We start from the raw sequence: 25,532 nt of genomic DNA, 5'->3' as shown, positions 1-25,532 counted from the left end.
CCCGGCCGGCGGCGCCTGCCGGCCCACCGGATTTTGGTAAGCTTTCACGTTTACGCGCATACCAACAGCGTCCATTCCATGCGTACAGCCCGCCGCTACCTGGCCCGCGAAATCTATCGCTCTTGCGCAGTGGTCCTGCTCGCCCTGCTGGGGCTCTTCACGTTCTTCGCCCTGGTAGACGACCTGGACAACGTCGGCGACAAATTCAGCATGCCGGCCTTGCTGTACATGCAGGCCCTGGCCCTGCCCACCCGCCTGTACGACCTGCTGCCCATCGGCCTGCTGATCGGCGCCATCCTGGCGCTGGCCGGGCTGGCCCAGCGCAACGAGCTGGTCATCCTGCGCGTCTCGGGCGTCAGCGGCATGCGCCTGCTGCGCATGCTGTGGCTGATCACCGTGCCGCTGATGATAGGCGCCACCCTGCTGTCGGAATTCGTCACCCCCGCCGCCGAAATCAGGAGCGGCGAGGCGGCCCTGCTGTTCCGCGGCAAGGCCAGCGGCAACCTCATGGACAGCGGCTACTGGTTCAAGGAGCCCACCCGCGACGGCGGCACCCGGATCATCAACATCGGCAAGCTGCTTGCCGACGGCAATGTCGAGGACGTGACGCTGTACGAATTCAAGCCGGGCCTGGAGCTGCGCTCGCTGTCCAAGGCCGCCACCGGGGCCTTCTCGGGCGACAAGCTGGTGCTGCAGGACGTGGCCGAAACGCGCATCGACGACGCCGCGGCCGAGGCGCTGGCCAACGCCAAGCAGCCGGTCACGCCGCCGGCGCAGGTCGTCAAGCTGCCGCAGCGCGAGCTGGACACCACTCTCAGCCCGGAACGCCTGCTGGCGCGTGTACTGACGCCGGAACGCATGTCGCTGGCCACGCTGCTCGACTACATCGACTACCTGCACCACAACCAGCTCGATGCGGGCCGGCAGGTGGTCGCCCTGTGGCGCAAGGTGGCCTACCCATTCACGCTGCTGGTGATGATCACCATCGCCGCGCCCATTGGCTTCATGCAGACGCGCCGCGGCGGCGTGGGCGCCAAGGTGTTCATCGGCATCCTGCTGGGCGTGGGCTTCTTCATGCTGAATCAACTGGCCCTGAACGTCGGCATGCTCAGCCGCTGGCCGCCCTGGCTGACCGCGCTGGGTCCCAACGTGGGGGCCGTCCTGTTGGCGCTGGGCGCGCTCAGCCTGATGGAATACCGCCATGCGACGGCCCGCTTCGCGCAGGCGCGCTGGCCCTGGAGAAGAAGTCCCGCATGAAAGGCAGCAGCATCTGGATGATCGGCGACGTGCAGGGCTGCTGCGCGCCGCTGGACCAACTTCTGAACCATCCCGACATTGCAGACGAAACCGACGCGCGCTTCTGGTTCGCCGGCGACCTGGTCAACCGCGGGCCGCAGTCGCTGGCCAGCCTGCGCCGCATCATCGAACTGGGCGAGCGCGCGGTGGCGGTGCTGGGCAATCATGACCTGCACCTGCTGGCCGCCGCCGCCGGCGTGCGCAAGCCGTCCAAGTCCGACACCATCGACGAAATCCTGCAGGCGCCCGATGCCGCCGACCTGATCGATTGGCTGCGCCAGCGCCCGCTGGCGCATTTCGAGCATGGACACCTGCTGGTCCATGCCGGCGTGCTGGCGAAATGGGACGTGGCCAAGACGCTCGCACTGGCGGCCGAAGTGCAAGAACTGCTGCGCGGGCCGAACTGGCAAAAGGCCCTGCAGAAAATGTACGGCAACGAGCCGGTGCAATGGAAAGACCGCCACAAGGGCGGCAAGCGGCTGCGGGTGATCATCAACGCGCTGACGCGCATCCGCCTGTGCACGCCGGCGGGCCACATGGAATTCGCCACCAAGGTGGCGCCGGGCGCCTGGCCGCCCGGGCTGGTGCCGTGGTTCGACGTGCCGCGCCGCGCCACGCGCGACGTCACCGTGGTGTTCGGGCACTGGTCGACCCTGGGCCTGATGATGCGCGAAGACGTCATCTGCCTGGACACCGGCTGCGTATGGGGCGGATCGCTGACCGCCATGCGGCTGCAGGACCGCAAGCTGGTGCAGGTGAAGTGCTCGCAATTCCAGGATCCCACGGCCGATTGAGGTCGTGGCGGCGGGTGTCGCCGGCAGGTGTCTGACACCTTCTGGAACGACGCTGGCGCTTCGCCAGGTGGCTGACACCCCCCGGGGAGATGTTCGCTGCCTGCCGGGGTGTCTCAGGGGGTGTCAGACACCGCCTCAATCAAAGATGCCGGCCCAGCTCAATGACGCTTCAAAGTCGCGCCGCGATGGCCGCGCGCGCCTGCTTGGACAGTTCGAGGCGCGTGGCGGGCTGGCCATCGACATGACAGGCCGCCAGCGGCGGCAGGAATTCCACTTCGACGGCCAGGCCGGTGGCGCCCAGGACGCGCCACAGATTGGCGGCCAGGGTTTCCTCGCCCACGAATGCGGCCAGCGCGCTGCGCCGGCCATGTTGCAGGAAGCGCAGCACCACCGGCTGGATGGGCACCCCCGCGGCGCGGGCGGGCTCGAACAGGCTGGCATGGAACGGCCGCAGCATGTCGCCTTCGGTGGTGGTGCCCTCCGGGAACAGCCCCACCGCCACCCCTTGCCGGAAACGCGCCTGCACCGCCTCGCTGACGGCATGCACGGCATGGCGCTGGCCGCGCTCGATGAACAGCGTACCGGCGCCGGCGGCCAGCCAGCCGATCACGGGCCAGGCGCGGATCTCGCTCTTGGCCACGAAGGCGGTGGCGCGCACCGAATTGACCACGAAAATGTCGATCCAGGACACATGGTTGGCCACCCACAGCACCGGGCCGTCGCGCAGCGCCTGGCCGCCGACCACCACCTTGATGCCGCACATGCGCATCAGGCAGCGCGACCAGAAGCGGTTCAGGCCGGCGCGCGCGGGCAGGCTCATGAAGGGGTAGGCCAGCCCGACGCACAGCAGGCCGAACAGAATCCAGGGTATTACCAGGAAAAGGCGCAGGACGACGCGCAGCAGCTTGAGCAAGTCTAGGACTCCCGGGCCGGTCCGGCAGCCACCCCCGTGGCGCGCGTCCGGCCGGCCAGCATCATACCCGCGAACCGGTCGCGCGGATGACGGAGGAGCCGGGCAGGCGTCACGGCAAGGCGTCGAGATAGCGTTGCAGGATCACCGCCGCCGCCATGGCGTCGTCGGGCGCGTGGGTGCCCAGCAGCCGCTGGGCCTCCATGCTGGAGCCGCGTTCGTCGACCAGTTCGACGGCCAGGCCGAAACGCCCATGCAATTGGTTGGCGAACCGGCGGCAGCGCGCCGTGGCGGGCTGTTCGCCGCCATCGGCGGCCAGCGCCAGGCCGACCACCGCGCGCTGCGGCTGCCATTCCTGCAGCAGTTGCGCGATGCGGCCGAAGCGCGCCTCGCGCGTTTCGGAAAAAATGATCTCGAGCGGGCGCGCCTGGCGCGTCAGGGTGTTGCCGATGGCGATGCCGATTTTCTTTTCGCCGAAATCGAACGCCAGCAGGGTTTCCTCAGGCATGCCCGGCGCCGCCGGACAGCATGACCGGATCGATGCCCAGCAGCTTCAGCGCGGCCGGATAGCGTTCCTCGGGGGGCACGTCGAAGATGATGTCGGCATCGGCGCCCACGCTCAGCCACGCATTCTGGGCCATTTCGCTTTCGAGTTGGCCTGCGCCCCACCCGGCGTAGCCGAGCGTGACCAGCATGCGCGCCGGCCCGTTGCCATCGGCCACCGCCTGCAACACGTCGCGCGAGGTGGTCAGGGCCAGGTCGCCGAGCTTGATGCTGGAGCTGTAGTCGCCGGCCGGAGCGTGCAGCACGAAGCCGCGGTCGGTCTGCACGGGGCCGCCGAAGAACACGGGCTCGTCCTTGGCCGGACGGATCTCGAGCTTGAGGTCGATGCGCTCGAACAGGCTGGCCAGGGTCAGGTCGGTGGGCCGGTTGATGACCAGGCCCAGGGCGCCGCGCGTGGTGTGTTCGCACACATAAATGACCGATCCGGCCAGGCTGCCTTCGACCATGTGCGGCATGGCGATCAGGAACTGGTTGGAAAAATCGGTGGCCGGCGCATCGGCGTTGCCGCCGTCGGCATCGTCGTCGTGCGTGTCGTGGTTTTCGTCTTTCATGGCAACCCCCTGGAGCCTTTCACGAGCGGCCGCGCCGCGAACGGCCCGGACTTGCGCACGATCAGATTTCCATCAGTTCGAAGTCTTCCTTGCGGGCACCGCATTCGGGACACACCCAGTTCGGCGGGACATCTTCCCAGCGGGTGCCGGGGGCGATGCCTTCGTCGGGCAAGCCAGCCTCTTCATCGTATACCCAGCCACAGATCAGACACATCCAAGTACGCATAGTTCTCTATTCTCTGTTACATCAACCGTCGCCGCCCCGGAAGCGGGCAAAGCACGGGTCGCATCCATTAGAATGGGGCAATCTTACCGAAACCCAACAGGGGTTGCCCGATTTGCCGCCACGCAGCCGGAGCCGCCCCGTCTTTTCACGCAGCGTGTGGCCTCAGTGACTCCCCCCCTTATCCTGATTTTCGGCCCGGTCGACCCCTCCGGCGCCGACGGGCTGCCGGCCGACGCGGTGACCTGCGCGCGGCTGGGCTGCCATGCCCTGGCCGCCGCGACGGCGCTGACGGTGCAGGACACCGCCGGCATCGAGGAAATCCACCCCGTCTCGCCCGACCTGCTCGACGACCAGGCCCGCTGCCTGCTCGAGGACATGCCGGTCCAGGCGATCAAGGTGGGTGGCCTCCATACCGCCGAGGCGGCCAGCGTGGCCGCCCAGATCGCCGCCGACTACAGCCAGGTGCCGCTGGTGCTGCACCTGGGCCAGCGCGGGCTGCCGGCGCACGACGCGGCTGCGCAGGACGACGCCGACGACCTGCTGGCGGCCACGCTGGAGCTGGTGCTGCCGCAGACCGACCTGGTGGTGGTCGAGCACCTGCGGCTGGCGCAATGGCATGCCGATGGCGACATCGACATCGGCGACGCGCCCAGCCCCATGCACGCGCTGGTCGCCGGCGGCGCCCAGTGGGTGCTGGTGCTCGGCGCGCCCGTGCGCCCGGGGCACCAGGCCAACGTATTGCTGGGCCCCAGCGGCGAAACCGCCACCTGGCCCTGGCAGGCCCCGCCGGACCGCAACGGCGACACCGGCGGCGTGGCGGCCACCGCGGTGGCCGCCATGCTGGCCCAGGGGCTGGAGATGCCCAAGGCGGTCGAACAGGCCCTGCGCCACGCCGACGAAACGCTGGGCGCGGCCTTCCTGGCGGGCATGGGCCGGCGCATTCCCAACCGGATCGGCACGCCATGAGCACGCTGCGCTTTCCCGCCGGCCTGTACGGCGTCACGCCCGACTGGACCGACGCCGGCCGCCTGCTCGCCGCCGTGCGCGAAGCCGCCGCCGGGGGCATGCGCGCGCTGCAGCTGCGCAGCAAGCAATGCAGCGACGCCCAGCGCGCCGCGCTGGCGCGCGCGCTGGCCCCGCTGTGCCGCGAATTGGGGGTGGTGTTCCTGGTCAACGACCACTGGCGCCTGGCGCTGGAAGTCGGCGCCGACGGCGCCCACCTGGGGCGCGACGACGGCGACCTGGCGCAGGCGCGCGCCGCGGCCGGCCCGGACCTGATCCTCGGCGCGTCCTGCTACAACGACCTGCAGCGCGCCCGCGAGCTGCTCGACGCCGGCGCCGACTATATCGCTTTCGGCGCGGTATTTCCCTCGCCCACCAAGCCCCAGGCGGTGCACGCGCCGCTGGAACTGCTCGGCCAGGCGCGCGCGCTGGCGGCCGGCGGCGCGGCACCCCGCCCCGCCGTGGTAGCCATCGGCGGCATCACGCCCGGCAACGCCGCGCAGGCGGTCCGGGCCGGCGCCGACAGCATCGCCGTCATCTCGGCCCTGTTCGAGGCGCCCGACATCAAGGCGGCCGCGCTGGCCTGCGCGGCGCCCTTCCTTCACTCCAACTCCAAGCCGTAACATCATGTCCAGCAACGCCGAACTCTTCGACCGCGCCTGCCGCAGCATTCCCGGCGGCGTCAATTCGCCCGTGCGGGCCTTCCGCTCGGTGGGCGGCACGCCGCGCTTCATCAAGCGCGCGCAAGGGCCGTACGTGTGGGACGAAGAGGACACCCGCTACATCGACTACGTCGGCTCCTGGGGGCCGGCCATCCTGGGGCACGCCCATCCCGAAGTCGTCGAGGCCGTGCGCGCGGCCGCGCTCGACGGCCTGTCGTTCGGGGCGCCCACCCGCGCCGAAGTGGAGCTGGCCGAAGTCCTGATCCAGCGCCTGCCTTCGCTGGACCAACTGCGGCTGGTCAGTTCCGGCACCGAGGCCACCATGACCGCCATCCGGCTGGCGCGCGGCGCGACCGGGCGGGCCAAGATCGTCAAGTTCGAGGGCTGTTACCACGGCCACTCGGACAGCCTGCTGGTCAAGGCGGGCTCGGGCCTGCTCACCTTCGGCAACCCCAGTTCGGCCGGCGTGCCGCCCGAGTTCGTCTCGCACACGCTGACCCTGGAATACAACAGCCTGGCGGCGGCGCAGGCGGCCTTCGCCGAGCACGGCGCCGACATCGCCTGCGTGATCGTCGAGCCGGTGGCCGGCAACATGAACCTGATCAAGCCCGCGCCGGGCTTCCTGGAAGGCCTGCGCGAGCTCTGCACGCGCCATGGCGCCGTGCTGATCTTCGACGAAGTCATGACCGGCTTCCGGGTCGGCCCGCAGGGCGTGCAGGGCCTGACCGGCATCAAGCCCGACCTGACCACGCTGGCCAAGGTGATCGGCGGCGGCATGCCAGTGGGCGCCGTGGGCGGCCGCGCCGACCTGATGGCCCACCTGGCGCCGCTGGGCGGGGTCTACCAGGCCGGCACCCTGTCGGGCAACCCGGTCGCCGTGGCGGCCGGGCTGGCCACGCTGCGCCTGATCGGCCAGCCCGGTTTCTACGAGCGGCTGGCCGCCCAGACGCTGCGCCTGACCGACGGCCTGCGGCAGCGCGCCCAGGCGGCCGGCATCCCGTTCGCCGCCGACGCCATCGGCGGCATGTTCGGCCTGTACTTCCGCGACAGCGTGCCCACCTCGTTCGCGGAGGTATCGGACAGCGATGTCGACGCCTTCAAGCGGTTCTTCCACGCCATGCTGGAGCGCGGCGTGCATTTCGCGCCCTCGGCCTACGAGGCCGGCTTCGTGTCGGCCACCCACGACGACGCCGTCATCGATGCCACCCTGGACGCCGCCGAGGCCGTGTTCGCCGGCATGAAGGCCTAGGCCCTCGCCACACCGTTGCCGGGCACCGCCGGGTGCCTGGCACGCCATCCCCGCTCCCCGAATTCCGCGCTTGATTTGCGTCGCCCGACGCCGAAAAAGCTCTCGTGCGCCGCTTATATGACTTAATATTTCTGTGTTTTACTAATTAATAATTCCTCTTGGAGCGCCCGCACAGGAGCAGCCATGGGTAACGAACCGCTCCAGCTCGCGCTGGACCCGGACACGCGCGTGTTGTCGGCCACGTATGCGCCCGCCGATGCCTCGGCCCCACCACCGGCCTGGGACGACCTGGCGGCGGCGGCGCAGGCTGGCGGCTGGACCTCCGACGCGCTGGACTCCGCCCAGGCGGCGGCGTTCTGCGCGCAGTGCCGCGAGACCTCCGGCACAGTCACAGCGCCGGTCGGCGCCGTGCACGACGGCAGCTTCTCCATCGAGATCGAGACCGACCGCATGAGCGCCCTGCTCACGCTGACGGCCCCGCGCGGCGGCCGGGCGATCACGGCGGACGAGATCCATGCCGGAATGGCCGCGCAGGACGTAGTCGCCGGCATCGACGCCGAAGCAGTTAGCCAAGCCGTGGTCCAAGGCCGCTGCGAAGCCCTCGTGATCGCCCGCGGCACGCCGCCGACGCCGGGCGTGCCCACCCGCTTCGTCGGCCTGCAGGCCGGGCCGCCGGCGGGCCGCGACGACGACAATGCGCCCGTCGACTATCGCGCGCTGGGCAGCCTGGTGCTGGTCCAGCCCGGCACGCCGCTGATGCGGCGCGTGCCGGCCGAGCCGGGCACGGCCGGCCTGGACGTCTGCGGCCAGCCGGTGGCCCCCGAGCCCGTGCCCGACCTGCCCTTCGCGGACGGCTTGGCCGGGGTGGCAGTGGACGATGACGATCCCTGCCTCCTGCGCGCGGCGGTGGCCGGCGCCCCGATGTTGCTGCCGCAGGGCGTCCAGGTGAACTCGGTGGTCGAGGTGGCCGCGGTGGACCTGAACACCGGCAACATCGATTTCGATGGCACGCTGCGTGTGAAGGGCGACATCACCAGCGGCATGACGGTGCGGGTCAGCGGCGACATCGTCGTGGCCGGCACGATCGAAGCCGCGCAGGTCCAGGCCGGCGGCAGCCTGGCGGTCAGCGGCGGCATCATCGGCATGGCGGAGGCGGCCCCCGGCGAACGGGGCCAGGCGGCGCGCACCGCCCAGGTGCAATGCGCGGGATCGGTCAAGGCGCGCTTCATCGAGAACGCCGAGGTAAGCGCCGGCCAGCACGTCGCGGCCGAGCGCGAAATCCGCAATAGCCGCGTCATCGCGGGCCATAGCGTGACGGTCGGTCCGCCAGGTTCGCACCAGGGCGCGGTCACCGGCGGCGAGGTCTGCGCTCTGCACTCGGTGCGGGCAGGCACGCTGGGTTCGATGGCCGGCGTGGCGACCTCAGTGCGCGTGGGGCTCGATCCGCACGCCGATGCACGCCGCGCCGCGCTGCAAGCGGAGCGCCAGCGGCTGGACGAAGAGAGGGCCAAGCTGGACAAGCTGCTGGAATTCCTGCGCACGCACCCCGGCAAGGCCGCCGGCGGCATCGGCGAGCGCGCCGCCAACACCCATGCCCGGCTCGCAGCCGCGCTGCAGGACCTCGACCGCCAGCAGGCCGCCCTGGAACGCCAGCTGCAGCCGCTGCAATCGGCCACCATCACGGCGGCCAAGCGTTTCTACGGCGGCACCACGCTGCAAATAGGCATCAAGGTGACCCACCTGCTCGAAGACCAGGTAGGCGGCAAGGCCGGCCTGGAAGCCGGCCAGCTCGTCATACGCTAGGGATGGGCACCGATACGTTCGAAGAAGGTGTCAGACACCCTATGGGTGTCTGACACCTGCGGGGCCGAGCGGTCATCCAGCGGGAATGGACGTCAATGCGTTCGAGGAAGGTGTCAGACACCCAAAGGGTGTCTGACACCTGTGGGGCCGAGCGGTCATTCGGCGGGAATGGGCGCCAATGCCTTCCGAGAAGATGTCAGACACCCTTCGCCTGTCTGACACCTTGAGTTCGAAAGCCGCGCCGATCGGCCGACGGGCCCCGCGCATGCCGCTGCCGGGAGTCCGAGGCGGGGCCGGGGCGTGCGGGACGGCCAGTTGGAGCGAGGGCAGCCCCCGCAGGGGGCCGAGGGCGCCTGGTGGCGCGCCCGAGCCGAGCGACGTGGCCGTCCCGCACGCCCCGGCCCCGCCCCGGACTCCCTACGAACACGCACGCGCCCACCGCAAAAACCCCGATCGCATCACCCCCCCGGCACCACCGCCGTCACCTCGATCTCCACCTTGGCGCGATCCTCGATCAGGTCGGCAACCTGGAACGCCGTCATCGGCGGGAAATGCCGGCCGATCACTTCCCGGTAGTGCTTGCCGATCTCGGGATACGAAGCCACGTACTCGCGCTTGTCCTTCACGTACCAGGTCATGCGCACGATGTGCTCGGGCCCCGCCCCGCCCTCGGCCAGGATGGCCACGATATTGACCAGCGTCTGCCGGACCTGTCCGGCGAAGTCATCGGTCTCGAACTGCTGCTGGCCATTCCAGCCTATCTGGCCGCCCACGAACAGCAGGCGATCCCCCGCCGCCACCTGCGTCATCACGCCGTTCGAATAACCCCGCGGCGGCAGCCAGCCGGGCGGTTGCAGAATTTTCATGGAGTCATCCTGTAGTAAGAAATGCCTGCATGCGCTGACGCAGGTCGTCGGGAAGAGGCGTGGAGCGCATGCTGCGCAGATCCACCGTGACAATGGTCAGCGCGGCGGCCAGGCGCGTGGCGCCGTCGGGCCCAAGGAAGCGCACCGCCGCGCTGAACGAGGCGCCGCCGATGCGCTGCACTTCCAGTTCCTGCCGCAGCTTCTCGTGCCAGCGGCTGGGCGCGCAGAAATCGCATTGCACCGACACCAGCGGCGTGCCGATCTGCCGGTCGACATGCAACGCATGGAACGGCAAGTCCATGCCCTTGTCGAACCATTCCTCGACAAAGTCGTTGATCATCTCGAAATAGCGTGGGTAGAACACAATGCCGGCCGGGTCGCAATGCCGGAACCGCACTTCCACCTCGCTCACGAACGGCGCCGCCATGACCGGCCTCACGCCATCTTGCGCAGCGCGAAGCGCTGCAGCTTGCCGGTCTCGGTGCGCGGCAACGATTCCACGAACACAATCGCGCGCGGATACTTGTAGGGCGCGATGGCCGCCTTCACGAACGCCTGCAGCGCGGCGACCATATCCGGCCCCGGCTCGTAGCCTGGCTTGAGGACCACGAACGCCTTGACCAGCTGGCCGCGTTCATCATCCGGCGCGCCCACCACGCCGCACTCGGCGACCGCCTCATGGCGCAGCAGGGCATCCTCGACTTCCGGCCCGGCGATGTTGTAGCCGGCCGAGACGATCATGTCGTCATTGCGCGCCTGGTAGAAGAAGTAGCCGTCGTCGTCCTGCACGAAGGTGTCGCCCGGCAGGTTCCAGCCCTGCTGCACGAAGCGGCGCTGGCGTTCGTCGGCCAGGTAGCGGCAACCCGTGGGGCCCTTGAGCGCCAGCCGTCCCGGCGTACCGTTGGGCACCGGCCGCATGTTCTCGTCCACCACGCACGCCACATACCCGGGCACCACCTTGCCGATGGCGCCCGGCCGCACCTGGTCGGGCGGACTGGAGACAAACACGTGGATCATCTCGGTGCCGCCGATGCCGTCGATCATCTCGATGCCGGTGGCCTGCTTCCAGAGCTGGCGCGTGGCGTCGGGCAAGGCCTCGCCGGCGGACACGCTCTTCTTCAGCGAACCGATGTCGTACTTGTCCGCCAGCGCCGCCATCTGGCGATAGAACGTCGGCGCGGTGAAGACGATCGTGGCGCGGAAGTCCTGGATCAGTTCCAGCAGGCCGTCCGGCGTGAGCTTCTCGGCCAGCACGGTGCTGGCGCCCACCCGCAGCGGGAAGCACAGCAGCCCGCCCAGGCCGAAAGTGAAGGCCAGCGGCGGCGTGCCGCAGAAGATGTCGTCCGGGCCCGGCTTGATGACATGGCGCGGGAACAGGTCGCACATCGCCAGCACATCGCGGTGAAAATGCATGCAACCCTTCGGCATGCCGGTAGTGCCGCTGGTGAAGGCGATCAGGCAGACATCGTCGGAGGCCGTGTCGCAGGCCGTGAAATCGTCGGGCTTGGCCGCCGCGCGCGCGTCCAGCGCGTCCGCGGCGGGGTCGTTGAACAGCATGATCTGCGCCAGCCCGCCGCAATAATGCTCGTGCCCGGGCTGCATGCAGTGCCGCGCCTCCTCGGCCAGCCGCGCGTCGCACAGCATGGCCGACACCTGGGCCTTGTCGATGATCTGCTTCAGTTCCTTGGCGCGCAGCAGCGGCATGGTGGGCACGGTGACCAGCCCGGCCTTGATGGCGGCCAGCCAGGCAGCCGCCATCATCGGGTTGTTGGGGCCGCGCAGCAGCAGGCGGTTGCCAGGCACCAGGCCCATGTCCTCGACCAGCACGCGGGCCACGCGGTTGGTGAGCGCCTGCAATTCAGCGTAGGTCATGGTTGCCGCGCCGCCGTCGCGGCGCCAGCGCAATGCCACGCGCGCACCGTCGCCGCGCGCCACCACGGCATCGACCAGCTCGACCGCGCAATTGAAGCGGGCGGGATACGCCACGTCCGGCCCGTCGAGCAGGAACTCGGGCCATTCGTCAGCCGGGGGCAGGTGATCCCGGGCGTAGGTATCCAGGTGTGCGGAACGTTCCATGAAATCCCCCTTGGCAATGCGGTGAGCGGCTGCGTTCAGGCCTTGAGCAGCTCTCTGGCTATGATCAGTTTCTGGACTTCGGTCGCGCCTTCGTAGATGCGCAGGGCGCGAATCTCCCGGTACAGTTTTTCCACCGGCATGCCCGATACCACGCCGGCCCCGCCGAACATCTGCAGCGCGCGGTCGATGACCGCCTGCGCCGACTCGGTGGCGGCCATCTTGGCCATGGCCGCTTCGCGCGTGGTGCGCTTGCCCTGCACATCGCGCAGCCAGGCCGCGCGGTAGGTCAGCAGCGCTGCGCCGTCGATGGCGGTGGCCATCTCGCCCAGCGCCGCCTGGGTCAGTTGCAGGTCGGCCAGCGCCTGGCCGAACATGCGGCGCCCGCGCGCGCGCCCCAGCGCCTCGTCCAGCGCGCGGCGCGCGAAGCCCAGCGCGGCGGCGGCCACCGAGGCGCGGAAAATGTCCAGCGTCATCATGGCCAGCTTGAACCCCTGCCCGGGCTCGCCCAGCCGCTGTGCGGCCGGGATGCGGCAATTGTCGAAGGTCAGCGTGGCCAGCGGATGCGGCGCCATGACCTCGATACGCTCGGAAATCTCGAAACCCGGCGTGCCGGCCTCGACCACGAAGGCGCTGATGCCGCGCGCGCCCGGCGCCTCGCCGGTGCGCGCGAATACGCAATAGAAATCGGCGATGCCGCCGTTGGAAATCCAGGTCTTGGCGCCGTCGAGCACATAGTGGTCGCCGTCGACGCGCGCGGCGCATGCCAACGCCGCCACATCGGACCCGGCGTCCGGCTCGGACAAGGCGAACGCCGCGATGGCCTGTCCGGCCGCCACGCGCGGCAGATAGCGCCGGCGCAGTTCCTCGGACCCCATCAGCGCGATCGCGCCGCTGCCCAGGCCCTGCATGGCCAGCGCGAAATCGGCCAGGCCGTCGTGGCGCGCGAGGGTCTCGCGCAGGATGCACACCATGCGCGAATCGATCTCCGGCAGTGCCCCGCCCCAGGCGCCATCGGGGCCGGCCGGCACGCAGTAGCGCAGCCAGCCGGCCTGGCCCAGCGACGCGACCAGCGCGCGGCAGGCGGCATCGGTGTCACGATGGTCGATATCCGCCAGCGCGTCGATGCACCATGCCTCCAGCTCGCCCGCCATGGCGCGGTGACGCGCATCGAAGAACGGCCAGTCCAGCCACGAGGTATCGGCCACGTCAGTCTCCCTCGAATACGGGTTTGCGCTTGGCCACGAAGGCCTCGTAGGCGCGGCGGAAGTCGCGCGTCTGCATGCAGATGGCCTGCGCCTCGGCCTCGGCCTCGATGGCCTCGTCCACGCCCATGTTCCATTCCTGGTGCAGCAATTTCTTGGTGATGCCATGGGCGAACGTGGGGCCGGCCGCCAGCTGCGCGGCCAGCGCCTGGGCCGCCTCGAGCAGCCCGGCACCGTCATGCAGGCTGTTGAAAAACCCCCATTGCACGCCTTCGTCGGCGCTCATGGCGCGCCCGGTGTACAGCAGTTCCGAAGCGCGGCCCTGGCCGATCACGCGCGGCAGCAGCGTGCAGGCGCCCATGTCGGCGCCGGCCAGGCCCACCCGGGTGAACAGGAAAGCGGTGCGGGCGGCCGGCGTGCCCAGCCGCAGGTCAGACGCCAGGGCCAGCATGGCGCCGGCGCCGGCGCATACGCCGTCGACGGCCGCCACGATGGGTTGCGGGCAGGCGCGCATCGCCTTGACCAGGTCGCCCGTCATGCGGGTGAAGTCCAGCAGCTCGGGCATGCTCATGCGGGTCAGGGGGCCGATGATCTCGTGCACGTCGCCGCCCGAGCAGAAATTGCCGCCGGCGCCGGCGATCACCAGCGCCTTGATGTCGGTGGCATACACCAGGCCGCGGAACAGGTCGCGCAATTCGGCGTAGGAATCGAAGGTCAGCGGGTTCTTGCGGTCCGGCCGGTTCAGCACGATGGTGCCGACCTTGCCGTCTTCGGACACCTGCCACAGGAAGGTGCGGGCCGCATAGCCGGCATAGGGGCGCCGGTGATGCTTCATGGTGTGTTCGGGGGACGCGCTGGTCATGGTTTCTCCAGGGGAAATCAGCCGGGCATGACTTCACCGCCGTCCACGGCGATGGCCTGCCCATTGATCGACGCGGAAGCCGGCAGGGCCAGCCAGGCCACGGCCTCGGCCACTTCCTCGGGCTGCACCAGCCGACCCTGCGGGTTGCGGGCGGCCAGCTCGGCGCGGGCCGCCTCGGCCGTGCGGCCGGTCTTCTGCACGATATTGTCGACCGCGCCGCGCACAATGTCGGTATCCGTGAAGCCGGGACACACCGCGTTCACGGTGACGCCCTTGCGCGCCACCTCCAGCGCCAGCGCCCGGGTCAGCCCCACCACCCCATGCTTGGCGGCGCAGTATGCCGCGACGTATGGGTAGCCGATCAGGCCGGCCGTGCTCGCCACGTTGATGACGCGGCCCCAGCCGGCGGCAAGCATCGCCGGCAACGCCGCCTGCACGCAATGGAAGGTGCCGGTCAAGTTCACCGCCAGCATGGCCTGCCACAGCGCGGCGTCGGTGCGGTCGAAGCGCTGGCTGACCGCCTGGCCGGCGTTGTTGACCAGGATGTCGACCGTGCCGGCCGCGTGGGCGGCCTGCCCGAAGGCCGCGCGCACCGCCGCCTCGTCGGCGATGTCGGCGGTCACGGCATGGACCCGGCCCAGGGCCGCCAGGCCGGCGACGGCGGTATCCAGCGCCGCGCGGTCGCGCCCCAGCAAGGTCACTGTGGCGCCGCGCTGCAGCAGCGCGCGCGCGCAGGCCAGGCCGATGCCGCGCGCGCCGCCGGTGACCAGCGCATGGCGTTCCTGCAGCACAGGCACGGAGGTAGTCATTTGTACTCCTGCTGGGCCTGGGCCCGCTCGAAATTGGTTTCCAGCTGGCGCTTGCCGGCTGCGTACTGGCGCGGCCAGGTGGTGTCGCAGTAGCCAACCCGGGCGGCCTCGCGCAGCGTCCAGGATGCGTCGGCCAGGTGCGGGCGCGCCAGGGCGCACAGGTCGGCGCGGCCCGAGGCGATGATGCCGTTGACATGGTCCGCCTCGAAAATGGCGCCCACCGCGATGGTGGCGATGCCGGCCTCGTTGCGGACCCGGTCGGCGAACGGCGTCTGGTACATGCGGCCGTACACCGGGTGCTGGTCGGGGCTGACCTGGCCCGACGAACAGTCGATCATGTCCGCCCCCGCCGCCTTGAAGCGGCGCGCGATCTCCACGGCGTCATCGGCCGTGATGCCGCCCTCGACCCAGTCGTGCGCCGAGATGCGCACCGACATGGGCAGGTCTTGCGGCCAGACTTCGCGCACCGCGCGGAACACTTCCAGCGGATAGCGCAGCCGGTTGTCCAGGCTGCCGCCGTATTCATCATCGCGCTGGTTGGTCAACGGGGAAATGAAGCTGGAAAGCAGGTAGCCGTGCGCGCAGTGCAGCTCCAGCCAGTCGAACCCGGCCCGGGCGGCGCGGCGCGCGGCGGCGACGAAGTCGTCGCGCACGCGGTCCATGTCGGCCCGGTCCATGGCCCGCGGCGTCTGCGAAATGCCGGGCAGATATGGCAGCGCCGAGGCCGACAGCAAGGGCCAGTTGCCCGCCGGCAGCGGGTGGTCCATCTGCTGCCAGCCCAGCTGGGTCGAGCCCTTGCGGCCCGCGTGGCCGAGCTGCATGCCGATGCGCGCCTCGCTGTGCGCGTGCACGAAATCGACGATGCGGCCGAAGGCGCACGCCTGCTCGTCGTTCCACAAACCCGGGCAGCCCGGCGTGATGCGCGCGTCGGGCGAAGGGCAGGTCATTTCCACCATGACCAGCCCGGCCCCGCCCATGGCGCGCGCCCCCAGGTGCACCAGGTGGAACTCGCCCGGCACGCCGTCCACGCACGAGTACATGGCCATGGGCGAGACGACCACGCGGTTCTTCAGTTCGACGCCGCGCAGGCGGTACGGTGTGAGCATCGGCAGGGGCGGCCGGCCGGCGCCGCCGGCTGCCGCGCCGGCGCGGCCGGCCAGCCAGCGTTCGTAGCCTTCCAGCCAGCCGGGGTCGCGCAACCGCAGGTTCTCGTGCGAAATGCGCTGGGAACGCGTCAACAGCGAATAGGCGAACTGTTCCGGGTCGAGGCCGGCGTAGCGCGCCACGTTCTCGAACCATTCGGTGGAATTGCGCGCGGCGTTCTGGATCTTCAGCACTTCGACGCTGCGCACGTCTTCATAGTGCTGCAGGCCCTGCTGCAGGCCGCCCTCCGCGCCGCTCAGGCAGCGCGCCAGCTCGATCGCGTCCTCCAGGGCCAGCTTGGTGCCGGACCCGATCGAGAAGTGCGCGGTGTGGGCCGCGTCGCCCATCAGCACCACCGGCACGCGGCGCTGGCCGCGCGGCGTATCGAGCGTGTTCCAGCGCACCCAGGTATGGCAGATCACCCGCGGGAAGCGGATCCAGATGGCGGCGCCGCGCAAGTGCTTGGCATTGCTGATGAGCGGATGGCCGTCCAGCCAGGGCGCGAACAGCCGCTCGCAATAGGCGATGCCCTCTTCCTGGCTCATCGCCCCGATGCCGGCGGCTTGCCAGGTCTCTTCCGGCGTCTCGACGATGAAGGTGGACAGCCCGTCTTCGAAGCGGTAGGCGTGCGCCTGGAACCAGCCGTGCTCGGTCTGCACGAAGGCGAACGTGAAGGCGTCGAAGACCTTGGTAGTGCCCAGCCAGACAAAGCGGCAGCGCCGCGTGTCGATATCCGGCTGGAAGGTATCGGCATAGCGGGTGCGCACCTGGCTGTTGATGCCATCGGAGGCGATGACCAGGTCCGCGTCGTACTGCAGCGCGACGGCCTGGTCGTCCTGCACGAAAGTCTCGAACACCAGCTTGACACCCACCGCCTCGCAGCGCGCCTGCAGGATATTCAGCAGCTTCTTGCGACCGATGCCGATGAAGCCGTGGCCGCTGGTGCGCACGCTGCGGCCCTTGAAGTGGATATCGATGTCGTCCCAGTGGTTGAACGCGTCGCCGATGGTCTGCGCGGAAACCGGGTCCGCCTCGCGCAGGTTTTCCATGGTGGCGTCCGAGAACACCACGCCCCAGCCGAACGTGTCGTACGGGCGGTTGCGCTCGATGACGGTGACTTCGTTGGCGGGGTCCTGCAGCTTCATCAGCAGGCCGAAATAGAGGCCGGCGGGGCCGCCGCCCAGGCAGACGATCTTCATTGCGCTACAGGCTCCGTGAAACCGCGCGGCCATCCTGGGGATGCGAGGCGCCGTAATTAGTTTAGGCTTCAACTATATACCGCAAGCAGGCCCCATGCAAGAAATGCCGCGGGAGACGGCAGCGTGCGACGGTTCAGGCGATCTGCCCCAGCGCGCGGGCAATATCCTGCGCGCTGGCCGGGCGCACCAGGCGCGCCACTTCCTGTCCGTCGCGCAGGAAGACCAGCGTGGGCCACAGCTTGACGCGGAATGAGCGCCCCAGGGCGCGGCCGCTGCCGTCCTCGATCTTCAGGTGGTCCACCTGCGGATAGGCGGCGAAAGCCTGTTCGATGAGCGGCTGGGCTGCCTGGCAATAGCCGCACCAGGCGGTGCCGAATTCCAGCACCAGGGCCTCGGGCCGGCGGTCGATGTCGGCGCGCGCGGGCGCCTCGGATTCAGCGGCGTAGGTATGTGTCATCCCCATGATGTGCTCCAGATGGGCGCCCCAGGGGCAGCAAGCGGCGTGCCGGGCGGCCCGGACAGCCTGCGCTACACGCCCAAGTACCGTTCCCACAGGCTGCGGTCGCCGTCCAGCGCGGCGGAGTCGCCGCTCCAGACGACCCGGCCCCGCTCCAGGATGACGTGGCGGTCGGCCAGGGCCAGCAGGCGCTCGACGTACTTGTCGATCACCAGGATGGTCTGGCCGGCCGCCCGCAGGGTAGCCAGGCAGGCCCATATTTCCTCGCGCACCAGCGGCGCCAGGCCCTCGGTGGCCTCGTCCAGCACCAGCAGGCGCGGGTTGGTCACCAACGCCCGGCCGATGGCCAGCATCTGCTGCTCCCCGCCGGATAGCTGGTTGCCCAGGTTGCCGGCGCGCTCCTTCAGGCGTGGAAACAACTCGAATACGCGCCCGGCCGTCCAGGGTTCGGCGATGTCCGGATTGCGCCTGGCGGTGAAGGCGGTCAGGTGTTCGCGCACCGTCAGATTGGGAAAGCACTGCCGGCCTTCGGGCACGATGGCCAGGCCGGCGCGGGCGATGCGGTCGGGCGCCCAGCCGCCTATGTCCTGGCCGGCGAAGCGGACGCTGCCGGCCCGCAGGGGCAACTGGCCGAACAGGGTGCGCAGCAGGGTGCTCTTGCCCATCCCATTGCGACCCAGCAGGGTCACCATCTGGCCGGCGCCGATCTCCAGGTCGACGCCGAACAGCACTTGGCTGGCGCCATACCCGCTTTCCACCGCCCGCATGTTCAGCATGGCGCCTGCTCCTGGATGCCGGCCTCGTCCTCGCCCAGATAGGCCTGGCGCACCTCCGGGTTGGCCCGGATTTCATCGGGCGTGCCGGTGGCGATGATGCGCCCGTACACCAGCACCGAGATGCGGTCGGCCAGGCGGAACACGGCCTGCATGTCGTGCTCGACCAGCAGCATGGCGGCCTGCCCGCGCAGCGATTCGATCAACTCGGTCAGCCGCAAGGTCTCGTCGGGCCCCATGCCGGCCATGGGCTCGTCCAGCAGCAGGACGCTGGGGCGGGCGGCCAGGGCCAGGGCGAACTCCAGCTTGCGCTGCTCGCCGTGCGGCAGCGTCCCGGCCGGGCGGTCGAGCAGGCCGGCATCGATGGCGCACTGGCGCGCCAGCGCATGCGCGGCGTCGTGCAGCGCGGCATCGGCCGCGCGCGGTTTCCAGCAGCCGAAGCTGCTGCCGGCATGGGCCTGCGCGGCCAGCAGCAGGTTGTCGCGCACGCTGAACGACTTGAAAATATTAGTGACCTGGTACGAGCGCGACAGCCCGGCCGCCACCCGCTGGTGCGCATTCAAGCGCGTGATGTCGGCGCCGGCCAGATCCAGCCGGCCCGCGTCGGCCGCCAGCGTGCCGGACAGCAGGTGGATCAGGGTCGATTTGCCGGCGCCGTTGGGCCCGATCAGGGCATGGATCTCGCCGGGCGCCAGGGTCAGCGACACATGGTCGGTGGCCAGCAGCGCGCCGAAGCGCCGCACCAGGCCGCTGGCCTGCAGGGCCGGCGCGGCCGCGCCGGCAGGCGAAATGCCGGCTGCCGTCATGGCCGTCCTCCGCGCGCCGCCGTCCCGGCGAACCATGGCCCCACCAGGCCGGCGACACCGCGCGGCGCGCCGAACACCACGCACAGCAGCAGCACGCCCAGCGGCAGGTGCCAGTACTCCGTCCACATGCGCAGCATTTCTTCCAGCGCCAGCATCACGACGGCGCCCGCCACGCCGCCGTAGCGCAGGCCGATGCCACCCACCAGCACCATGACCAGCAGGTTGGCCGACTGCGTCCAGTGCATCAGGCTCGGCGAGATGAACAGGTTGTGATTGGCCAGCAGCGCCCCAGCCAGCCCGGCGGCCGCGCCGCTGATGACGAAGGCGGCCAGCTTGAGCCGGTACACCGGGTAGCCCAGCGCCTCCATGCGCGACTCGTTCTCGCGGATGCCTTGCAGCGCCGCGCCGAAGCGCGAATCCACCAGGCGGCCGAACAGCCACAGCAGCACGGCGAACAGCGCCAGCACCAGGTAGTAGAACGTGCGGCTGTCGGCCAGGTCCAGCCCGGGCAGCAGGGAATAGCCCGACAGGTTCAGGCCGTCTTCGCCGCCATACTGGCGCAGCGAGATGAACAGGTAGTACACCATCTGCGCGAAGGCCAGGGTGATCATGATGAAATACACGCCGCGCGTGCGCAGCGACACCGCGCCGATCACCAGCGCCAGCAGGCCCGCCAGCGCCGCGGCCGCAGGCCAGGCCACCAGCGCCGCATGCACGCCGGCGGCGTCCAGGATGCCCACCACATAGGCGCCGGCGCCGAAGAACGCGGCGTGGCCCAGCGCCACCATGCCGCCATAACCCAGGATCAGGTTCAGGCTGGTGGCGGCCAGCGCGTAGATCAGCACCCGCCGCACCAGCGAAACGTAGAAATCCAGGCCCAGCGCGGCCGCGATGAAGGGAAACAGCGCCAATGCCAGCAGCAGGCCCAGGCACCAGAATGTCGATCTGCGCATCATTCACCCGCGCGCCGGGAACAGCCCGGCCGGCCGGAATACCAGCACGCCGGCCATGAGCAGATAAATCGAGATCGCCGCCAGCGTGGCCGCCAGGCTCGACGCCATGGCCGGCGGCAATACTTCGCGCAGCAGCATGGGCAGGAAGGCCCGGCCCGCGGTGTCGACCATGCCGACCAGCAGCGCGCCCACGAACGCGCCGCGGATAGAGCCGATGCCGCCGATGACAATGCACACCAGCACCAGGATCAGGATCTCCTCGCCCATGCCGATCTGCACGGCGGTAATCGGGCCCAGCAGCGCGCCGGCCACCGCCGCCAGCACGGCGCCCAGGGCGAACACGCCCAGGAACAGCAGCGGCACCCGCACGCCCATCAGGGTGGCCATCTGCCGGTTCGATGCGCCGGCGCGCACCAGCACGCCGGCGCGGGTGCGCGTGACGAACCAGTACAGGCCGGCGGCGGCGGCCAGGCCGCAGACGATGATCATCAGGCGATAGGCGGGATACAGCAGGTCGGGCAGCAGCCGCACCGGCCCGGACAGGGCGGACGGCATGTTCAGCATCATCGGCGCGGGCCCCCAGATCATCTTGACCAGGTCATTGGCGATCAGGATGACCGCATAGGTGCCCAGCACCTGAGCCAGGTGGTCACGCACCGCCAGGCGCCGCACCAGCACCAGCTCCAGCGCCACGCCGACCAGGCCGGTGACCAGCGCGGCGACCAGCACGGCGGCGGTAAACGAGCCGGTGCGCTGCATCGTCTCGGCCGCCACATAGGCGCCGGCCATGTACAGCGAACCGTGCGCCAGGTTCATGATGTCCATGATGCCGAACACGAGGGTCAGCCCGGCGGCGATCAGGAACAGCATCAGCCCGAATTGCAGCCCATTCAACAGTTGTTCGACGACCAGCGTCATGAAACCTCATCCCCTGTGGCGCGGGTGCGCCGCGCCGGCGTCCCGCGCGCGTTGTGCGGCTAGAGCTTGCACTCGCCCACGTACACGTCCTGGTACTGGTCGAATACTTTGCCGACCAGCTTGTTGGTGATGCGGCCTTCGCCGTCTTTCTCGATGACGCGCAGGTAGTAGGCCTGGATGGGATAGTGGTTCTTGCCGTAGGTGAACTTGCCGCGCACCGAGGGGAAGTCGGCCTTGGCCAGCGCCTGCACGATGGCTTCGCGGTCCGACGCCTTGCCGCCGGCCTGCTTGACGGCGGCGTCCATGGCCATGATCACGTCGTAGGCCTGGGCCGCGTACACCGACGGGTAGCGGCCGCCATACTCCTTGCGGAACGCCGCCACGAATTCCTTGTTCTGCGGCACATCCAGGTCGTGGGCCCATTGCGCGGTGTTGTACATGCCCAGCATGGGCTCGCCCACCGCCTGGATCACGTCCTCGTCGGCCGAAAAGCCCGGCCCGATCAGCTTGATGCTCTGCGACAGCCCGGTGGACACGAACTGCTTGATGAAATTGATGCCCATGCCGCCCGGCAGGAAGATGAACACCGCATCCGGCTTGGCGGCGCGGATCTGCGCCAGCTCGGCGGCGTAGTCGAGCTGGCCGAGCTTGGTATAGACCTCTTCGGCCACCTCGGACTGGTAGCCGCGCTTGAAGCCGGTGAGCGCATCCTTGCCCGCCGGGTAGTCGGGCGCCATGATCAAGACCTTCTTGAAGCCGCGGTCGGCCGCGACCTTGCCGGCCGCCTCGTGGAAAGCGTCGTTCTGGTAGGAAGTGCCGAACCAGTACGGATTGCAGCGCGCGCCCGCGTACTGGCTGGGGCCCGGGTTGTTGGACAAGTACGGCACCTTGGCGGCGAACAGGGCCGGCCCCACGGCCAGCGCCACGTTCGAGCCGATCGGGCCGGTGAAGAAATCGATGTCGTCGCGCTGGATGTAGCGCGTCACCAACTGGCGCGCCTGGTCGGGGTTGCCACCCATATCGGTCTGCAGGAACTCGGCGGGCTGGCCGCCCAGCTTGCTGCCCAGCTGCTTGATCGCCAGGTTGAAGCCATCGCGCGCCTCCGCGCCAAGCGCCGAGAACGGCCCCGAGATATCATTGGCGATGCCGACCTTGATGGAATCGGCAACCGACAGCGCGGGCACCAGCGCGGCGGCGGCCACCAGGGTAGTCAGGAAACGCATCTTGAAGCTCCTTGCGCGACGCGCAGCGGACGTTTTTATGGAATAGTTCGATTGCGGATGCTTCTGTCGCCAATCCGGCATCGCCCGGACGACGCGGCAAGGGCTGGCGTGCCGTATAGTTTAGGTTTAAAGTATTCGGCAAGACAAGCCTAGGGTTTTTACCAAGGTTGCCGCCCAAGCCATGCCCGCCCTCTATCGCCAATACGACCGCGCCGCGCTCGACGTGCAGTACAACGCGCGCGCCACGGTGCCGGATATCCAGCCCATCCTGGCGCAGTATGCGGCGCAAAGCCGGGCCGCCCGCGCCACGCTGCCCTGCGTGGCCGACGTAGCCTACGGCGACCATCCCGACGAACTGCTCGACATCTTCCCTGCCGCGCCGCGCGCCAGCACGCCGCCGTCCGGCGCGCCGGTATTCGTGTTCATCCACGGCGGCTACTGGCGGCTGCTGTCGAAGGACGATTCCTGCAACATGGCGCCCGCCTTCACGCGGGCCGGCGCCGTGGTGGTGGCGGTGAACTACTCGCTGGCCCCGGCCGTGACGCTGGACCGCATCGTCGACCAGAACCGCCGCGCCCTGGCGTGGGTGTACCGCCACATCGCCCGCCATGGCGGCGATCCGCGGCGCATCCATGTTTGCGGCAGTTCGGCCGGCGGCCACTTGGTGGGCATGCTGCTGGCTGGCGGCTGGCACGCAGCGTACGACGTTCCCGCCGGCGTGGTGGCCGGCGCGGCGCCGCTGTCGGGCCTGTTCGACCTGCGCCCGCTGGTGCATACGCATGTCAACGAGTGGATGCGCATGAGCCCGGCCGATGCCGAGCGCAATAGCCCCGCCCTGCTGCCGCCGGGCGCGGCCTGCCCGTTGCTGGCCAGCTACGGGGCTACCGAGACCGACGAATTCAAGCGCCAGACCGACGACTACCTGCAGGCGTGGCGCGCGCGCGGCCTGCCCGCCCGCCACGTGCCCATGCCGGGCACCAACCACTACGACATCGTGCTCACGCTGAACGACCCCGCCAGCCCCCTGACCCGCGCCATCTTCGCGCAAATGGGCCTGCCGGCCGACTGATGCCCACCATGACCGACTCCCCTGACCTGGAAACGCGCGCCGCGCCCGACGACCATCATGCCTTGCGCCTGTGGCTGCGCATGCTGACCTGCTGCAACCTGATCGAATCGGAGATCCGCGGCCGCCTGCGCACCGAGTTCGACACCACCCTGCCGCGCTTCGACCTGATGGCGCAGCTGCAGCGCGCGCCCAAGGGCATGAAAATGGGCGAGCTGTCGCGCCGCATGATGGTCACCAACGGCAACATCACCGGCATCACCGACCAGCTCGAAAAAGAAGGCCTGGTGATGCGCACCAAGATGGAAACCGACCGGCGCAGCTCGGTCCTCAAGCTCACCCCGCAGGGCCGCCGTGCCTTCGCCCGCATGGCGCGCGCCCACGAAAGCTGGGTCAAGGGCATGTTCAACGACCTGCCCGACGCCAGCCGCGACGCGCTTTACCAGGCGCTGGGCGAACTCAAGCTGCAGGTGGTGGCCGCGCGCGGCAGCGGGCCGCGCTAAGCCGGCGGCTGACCCCAGCCAGCCCGGCCCTCCGTACGCTCCTGAAGGCGCCGTTCCACCGTAGAAGGGGAATGCCCCACCCTTGCAGAAACCGGAGTCCCGCGCCGCCCGGCCAGGCGGTGGCGGCGAGTTGGACGGCGGGGCAGCCTGCGCAGCAGGCCGGGGGCGCCTGGTTTCGCGCCCGAGCCCGACGGACGTCGCCGCCACCGCCTGGCCGGGCGGCGCGGGACGGGCCAAGAACGCCAGGACAGCCTGGACATCCGCCACCCGAGCCACAGCCGTAAGCCCGCCCAGGGATATCCCCCACTGCAGCAGTGGGATAATAGGCAGTTTCACCCCGCCCGACCGGCGGCATTCCCGTCCCCCAAGCCCCAGAGACCACGTCATGGCCGTTAACCTGCAGATCCCCTCCGAGTCCGATATTTTCCCCGTTGCCGGCGTTGAAATCGGTGTTACCGAAGCCGGCATCCGCAAGGCCAACCGACGCGATCTGACCGTTTTCCGCCTGGCGCAAGGCACCAACGTGGCGGGCGTATTCACCCGCAACCGCTTCCGCGCCGCCCCGGTGCAAGTCTGTGAAGCCCACTTGGCGGCCGGCGGCCCCATCCGCGCCCTGGTCATCAACACCGGCAACGCCAATGCCGGCACCGGCGCCGAAGGTCTGCAAAAAGCCCAGGACACCTGCGTCGCCCTGGGCCAGTTGATGGGCGTGCCGGCCCAGCAGATCCTGCCCTTTTCCACCGGCGTGATCCTCGAGCCGCTGCCGCTGGACCGCCTGACCGCCGCGCTGCCCGCCGCGCTGGCCAACCTGGGCGCCGACCAGTGGTTCAACGCCGCGCACGGCATCATGACCACCGATACGCTGCCCAAGATCCATTCCCAGCGCGTGCAGATCGGCGGCAAGACGGTCACCTTCACCGGCATCAGCAAGGGCGCGGGCATGATCCGCCCCAACATGGCCACCATGCTGAGCTTCCTGGCCACCGATGCCGGCATCGCCCAGCCGGTGCTGCGCAAGCTGGCGCTGGAAATCGCCAACCGCTCGTTCAACCGCATCACGGTCGACGGCGACACCTCGACCAACGACTCGTTCATCATCGCCGCCACCGGCCAGTCGGGCATCGACATCGCCTCGGAAGCCGACCCGCACTATGCCGCCGTGCGCGACGCGCTGGCGGCCGCCGCGCTGGACCTGGCCCAGAAGATCGTGCGCGACGCCGAAGGCGCCACCAAATTCATCACCATCCGCGTCGAAGAAGCCCTGACCACCGAGGAAGCCCTCAAGGTGGCCTACTCGGTGGCGCATTCGCCGCTGGTCAAGACGGCGTTCTTCGCGTCCGACCCCAACCTGGGCCGTATCCTGGCGGCCATCGGCTATGCCGGCATCGACGACCTGGCCGTCTCCAAGCTGCGCCTGTGGCTGGACGACGTGCTGGTGGCGCGCGACGGCGGCCGCAACCCCGACTACCAGGAAGCCGACGGCCAGCGCGTCATGAAGCAAGCCGAGATCGGCGTGCGCATCGCGCTGGCGCGCGGCCAGGCCGCCGACACGGTCTATACCTGCGACTTCTCGCACGAATACGTCAGCATCAACGCCGACTATCGTTCCTGAACCCACG

At 69.5% G+C, this 25,532-nt stretch carries 26 protein-coding genes; 9 read left to right on the top strand and 17 right to left on the bottom strand.

The genetic code is table 11. From position 1 onward, the window contains the following. Nucleotides 1–78: 78 nt before the first annotated feature. Together lptG and ACKTT0_RS11760 are read left to right on the top strand one after the other, a co-directional pair. Nucleotides 79–1,257, top strand: coding sequence for an LPS export ABC transporter permease LptG (lptG, locus tag ACKTT0_RS11765; protein WP_407850080.1), 1,179 nt, complete (start codon nucleotides 79–81; stop codon nucleotides 1,255–1,257). Continuing rightward, the gene (locus ACKTT0_RS11760; RefSeq protein WP_407850079.1) at nucleotides 1,254–2,090 is read left to right on the top strand and encodes a symmetrical bis(5'-nucleosyl)-tetraphosphatase; all 837 of its coding nucleotides are present in this window, start codon (nucleotides 1,254–1,256) and stop codon (nucleotides 2,088–2,090) included. Before lptG ends, ACKTT0_RS11760 begins: the two co-directional genes overlap by 4 nt. Nucleotides 2,091–2,259: 169 nt before the next feature. Here the strand turns inward: ACKTT0_RS11760 and ACKTT0_RS11755 are convergent, their stop codons facing one another. The 4 genes from ACKTT0_RS11755 to ACKTT0_RS11740 form a co-directional block, all read right to left on the bottom strand. Further along, complete coding sequence (locus ACKTT0_RS11755; protein ID WP_407850078.1) at nucleotides 2,260–3,003, bottom strand: lysophospholipid acyltransferase family protein; 744 nt, start codon at nucleotides 3,001–3,003, stop codon at nucleotides 2,260–2,262. Between the two features lie 109 nt (nucleotides 3,004–3,112). Beyond that, a complete protein-coding gene (ruvX, locus tag ACKTT0_RS11750) occupies nucleotides 3,113–3,508 on the bottom strand; it encodes a Holliday junction resolvase RuvX (protein WP_028354935.1) in 396 nt (131 codons plus the stop codon). Beyond that, nucleotides 3,501–4,115: a YqgE/AlgH family protein gene (locus tag ACKTT0_RS11745; protein ID WP_028354936.1), complete on the bottom strand. Its 615-nt coding sequence runs from the start codon at nucleotides 4,113–4,115 to the stop codon at nucleotides 3,501–3,503. The genes ruvX and ACKTT0_RS11745 overlap by 8 nt, the downstream gene beginning before the upstream one ends. A 61-nt stretch (nucleotides 4,116–4,176) precedes the next feature. After that, nucleotides 4,177–4,341: a rubredoxin gene (locus tag ACKTT0_RS11740; protein WP_003814980.1), complete on the bottom strand. Its 165-nt coding sequence runs from the start codon at nucleotides 4,339–4,341 to the stop codon at nucleotides 4,177–4,179. Nucleotides 4,342–4,497: 156 nt separating this feature from the next. Between ACKTT0_RS11740 and ACKTT0_RS11735 the strand changes: the two genes are divergently transcribed. From ACKTT0_RS11735 to ACKTT0_RS11720, 4 genes are all read left to right on the top strand, one after another. Continuing rightward, a complete protein-coding gene (locus ACKTT0_RS11735; RefSeq protein WP_407850077.1) occupies nucleotides 4,498–5,307 on the top strand; it encodes a bifunctional hydroxymethylpyrimidine kinase/phosphomethylpyrimidine kinase in 810 nt (269 codons plus the stop codon). Then, nucleotides 5,304–5,966, top strand: coding sequence for a thiamine phosphate synthase (gene thiE / locus ACKTT0_RS11730; RefSeq protein ID WP_407850075.1), 663 nt, complete (start codon nucleotides 5,304–5,306; stop codon nucleotides 5,964–5,966). Before ACKTT0_RS11735 ends, thiE begins: the two co-directional genes overlap by 4 nt. A 4-nt stretch (nucleotides 5,967–5,970) precedes the next feature. After that, nucleotides 5,971–7,254, top strand: a complete 1,284-nt coding sequence (gene hemL / locus ACKTT0_RS11725) for a glutamate-1-semialdehyde 2,1-aminomutase (RefSeq protein ID WP_407850074.1) — start codon at nucleotides 5,971–5,973, stop codon at nucleotides 7,252–7,254. Nucleotides 7,255–7,437: 183 nt separating this feature from the next. Next, complete coding sequence (locus ACKTT0_RS11720) at nucleotides 7,438–9,057, top strand: DUF342 domain-containing protein (protein ID WP_407850072.1); 1,620 nt, start codon at nucleotides 7,438–7,440, stop codon at nucleotides 9,055–9,057. 458 nt (nucleotides 9,058–9,515) lie between these two features. Here ACKTT0_RS11720 and ACKTT0_RS11715 read toward each other — a convergent pair whose 3' ends face one another. From ACKTT0_RS11715 to ACKTT0_RS11655, 13 genes are all read right to left on the bottom strand, one after another. Further along, nucleotides 9,516–9,923, bottom strand: coding sequence for a RidA family protein (locus tag ACKTT0_RS11715; protein ID WP_407850071.1), 408 nt, complete (start codon nucleotides 9,921–9,923; stop codon nucleotides 9,516–9,518). Between the two features lie 4 nt (nucleotides 9,924–9,927). After that, nucleotides 9,928–10,350: an acyl-CoA thioesterase gene (locus ACKTT0_RS11710; protein WP_407850070.1), complete on the bottom strand. Its 423-nt coding sequence runs from the start codon at nucleotides 10,348–10,350 to the stop codon at nucleotides 9,928–9,930. 8 nt (nucleotides 10,351–10,358) lie between these two features. Beyond that, a complete protein-coding gene (locus tag ACKTT0_RS11705; RefSeq protein WP_407850069.1) occupies nucleotides 10,359–11,999 on the bottom strand; it encodes an AMP-binding protein in 1,641 nt (546 codons plus the stop codon). A gap of 35 nt (nucleotides 12,000–12,034) precedes the next feature. After that, the gene (locus ACKTT0_RS11700; protein ID WP_407850068.1) at nucleotides 12,035–13,204 is read right to left on the bottom strand and encodes an acyl-CoA dehydrogenase family protein; all 1,170 of its coding nucleotides are present in this window, start codon (nucleotides 13,202–13,204) and stop codon (nucleotides 12,035–12,037) included. Between the two features lies 1 nt (nucleotide 13,205). After that, nucleotides 13,206–14,063 carry an enoyl-CoA hydratase family protein gene (locus ACKTT0_RS11695; protein WP_407850067.1) on the bottom strand — a complete coding sequence of 286 codons (858 nt, stop codon included), beginning with the start codon at nucleotides 14,061–14,063 and terminating at the stop codon, nucleotides 13,206–13,208. 17 nt (nucleotides 14,064–14,080) lie between these two features. Beyond that, on the bottom strand, nucleotides 14,081–14,872 hold the full coding sequence (locus ACKTT0_RS11690; RefSeq protein ID WP_407850066.1) for an SDR family NAD(P)-dependent oxidoreductase: 792 nt from the start codon (nucleotides 14,870–14,872) through the stop codon (nucleotides 14,081–14,083). Continuing rightward, nucleotides 14,869–17,214, bottom strand: a complete 2,346-nt coding sequence (locus ACKTT0_RS11685; protein ID WP_407850065.1) for a bifunctional salicylyl-CoA 5-hydroxylase/oxidoreductase — start codon at nucleotides 17,212–17,214, stop codon at nucleotides 14,869–14,871. The genes ACKTT0_RS11690 and ACKTT0_RS11685 overlap by 4 nt, the downstream gene beginning before the upstream one ends. Before the next feature lie 133 nt (nucleotides 17,215–17,347). After that, nucleotides 17,348–17,677 carry a thioredoxin family protein gene (locus ACKTT0_RS11680; RefSeq protein ID WP_407850064.1) on the bottom strand — a complete coding sequence of 110 codons (330 nt, stop codon included), beginning with the start codon at nucleotides 17,675–17,677 and terminating at the stop codon, nucleotides 17,348–17,350. 65 nt (nucleotides 17,678–17,742) lie between these two features. After that, nucleotides 17,743–18,447, bottom strand: a complete 705-nt coding sequence (locus ACKTT0_RS11675; RefSeq protein WP_407850063.1) for an ABC transporter ATP-binding protein — start codon at nucleotides 18,445–18,447, stop codon at nucleotides 17,743–17,745. Continuing rightward, on the bottom strand, nucleotides 18,441–19,250 hold the full coding sequence (locus ACKTT0_RS11670) for an ABC transporter ATP-binding protein (RefSeq protein WP_407850062.1): 810 nt from the start codon (nucleotides 19,248–19,250) through the stop codon (nucleotides 18,441–18,443). Before ACKTT0_RS11670 ends, ACKTT0_RS11675 begins: the two co-directional genes overlap by 7 nt. After that, nucleotides 19,247–20,203 (bottom strand): branched-chain amino acid ABC transporter permease, encoded by a 957-nt coding sequence (locus ACKTT0_RS11665; protein ID WP_407852419.1) that lies wholly within the window; start codon nucleotides 20,201–20,203, stop codon nucleotides 19,247–19,249. The genes ACKTT0_RS11670 and ACKTT0_RS11665 overlap by 4 nt, the downstream gene beginning before the upstream one ends. A gap of 3 nt (nucleotides 20,204–20,206) precedes the next feature. Continuing rightward, nucleotides 20,207–21,121: a branched-chain amino acid ABC transporter permease gene (locus ACKTT0_RS11660; protein WP_407850061.1), complete on the bottom strand. Its 915-nt coding sequence runs from the start codon at nucleotides 21,119–21,121 to the stop codon at nucleotides 20,207–20,209. A 59-nt stretch (nucleotides 21,122–21,180) separates the two neighbouring features. Continuing rightward, nucleotides 21,181–22,344: an ABC transporter substrate-binding protein gene (locus ACKTT0_RS11655; RefSeq protein WP_407850060.1), complete on the bottom strand. Its 1,164-nt coding sequence runs from the start codon at nucleotides 22,342–22,344 to the stop codon at nucleotides 21,181–21,183. Between the two features lie 181 nt (nucleotides 22,345–22,525). Between ACKTT0_RS11655 and ACKTT0_RS11650 the strand changes: the two genes are divergently transcribed. The 3 genes from ACKTT0_RS11650 (at nucleotide 22,526) to argJ (ending at nucleotide 25,525) form a co-directional block, all read left to right on the top strand. Then, the gene (locus ACKTT0_RS11650; RefSeq protein ID WP_407850059.1) at nucleotides 22,526–23,413 is read left to right on the top strand and encodes an alpha/beta hydrolase; all 888 of its coding nucleotides are present in this window, start codon (nucleotides 22,526–22,528) and stop codon (nucleotides 23,411–23,413) included. Between the two features lie 8 nt (nucleotides 23,414–23,421). Then, nucleotides 23,422–23,913 carry a MarR family winged helix-turn-helix transcriptional regulator gene (locus ACKTT0_RS11645; protein ID WP_407850058.1) on the top strand — a complete coding sequence of 164 codons (492 nt, stop codon included), beginning with the start codon at nucleotides 23,422–23,424 and terminating at the stop codon, nucleotides 23,911–23,913. 385 nt (nucleotides 23,914–24,298) lie between these two features. After that, complete coding sequence (argJ, locus tag ACKTT0_RS11640) at nucleotides 24,299–25,525, top strand: bifunctional glutamate N-acetyltransferase/amino-acid acetyltransferase ArgJ (RefSeq protein WP_407850057.1); 1,227 nt, start codon at nucleotides 24,299–24,301, stop codon at nucleotides 25,523–25,525. Nucleotides 25,526–25,532: the final 7 nt, after the last annotated feature.

Source organism: Bordetella saccharivorans, from assembly GCF_045862855.1.
Taxonomy (GTDB): domain Bacteria; phylum Pseudomonadota; class Gammaproteobacteria; order Burkholderiales; family Burkholderiaceae_B; genus Bordetella_A; species Bordetella_A petrii_F.
Note: the sequence above shows the minus strand (reverse complement) of the source record. Positions and strands in the feature narration are given on the sequence as shown.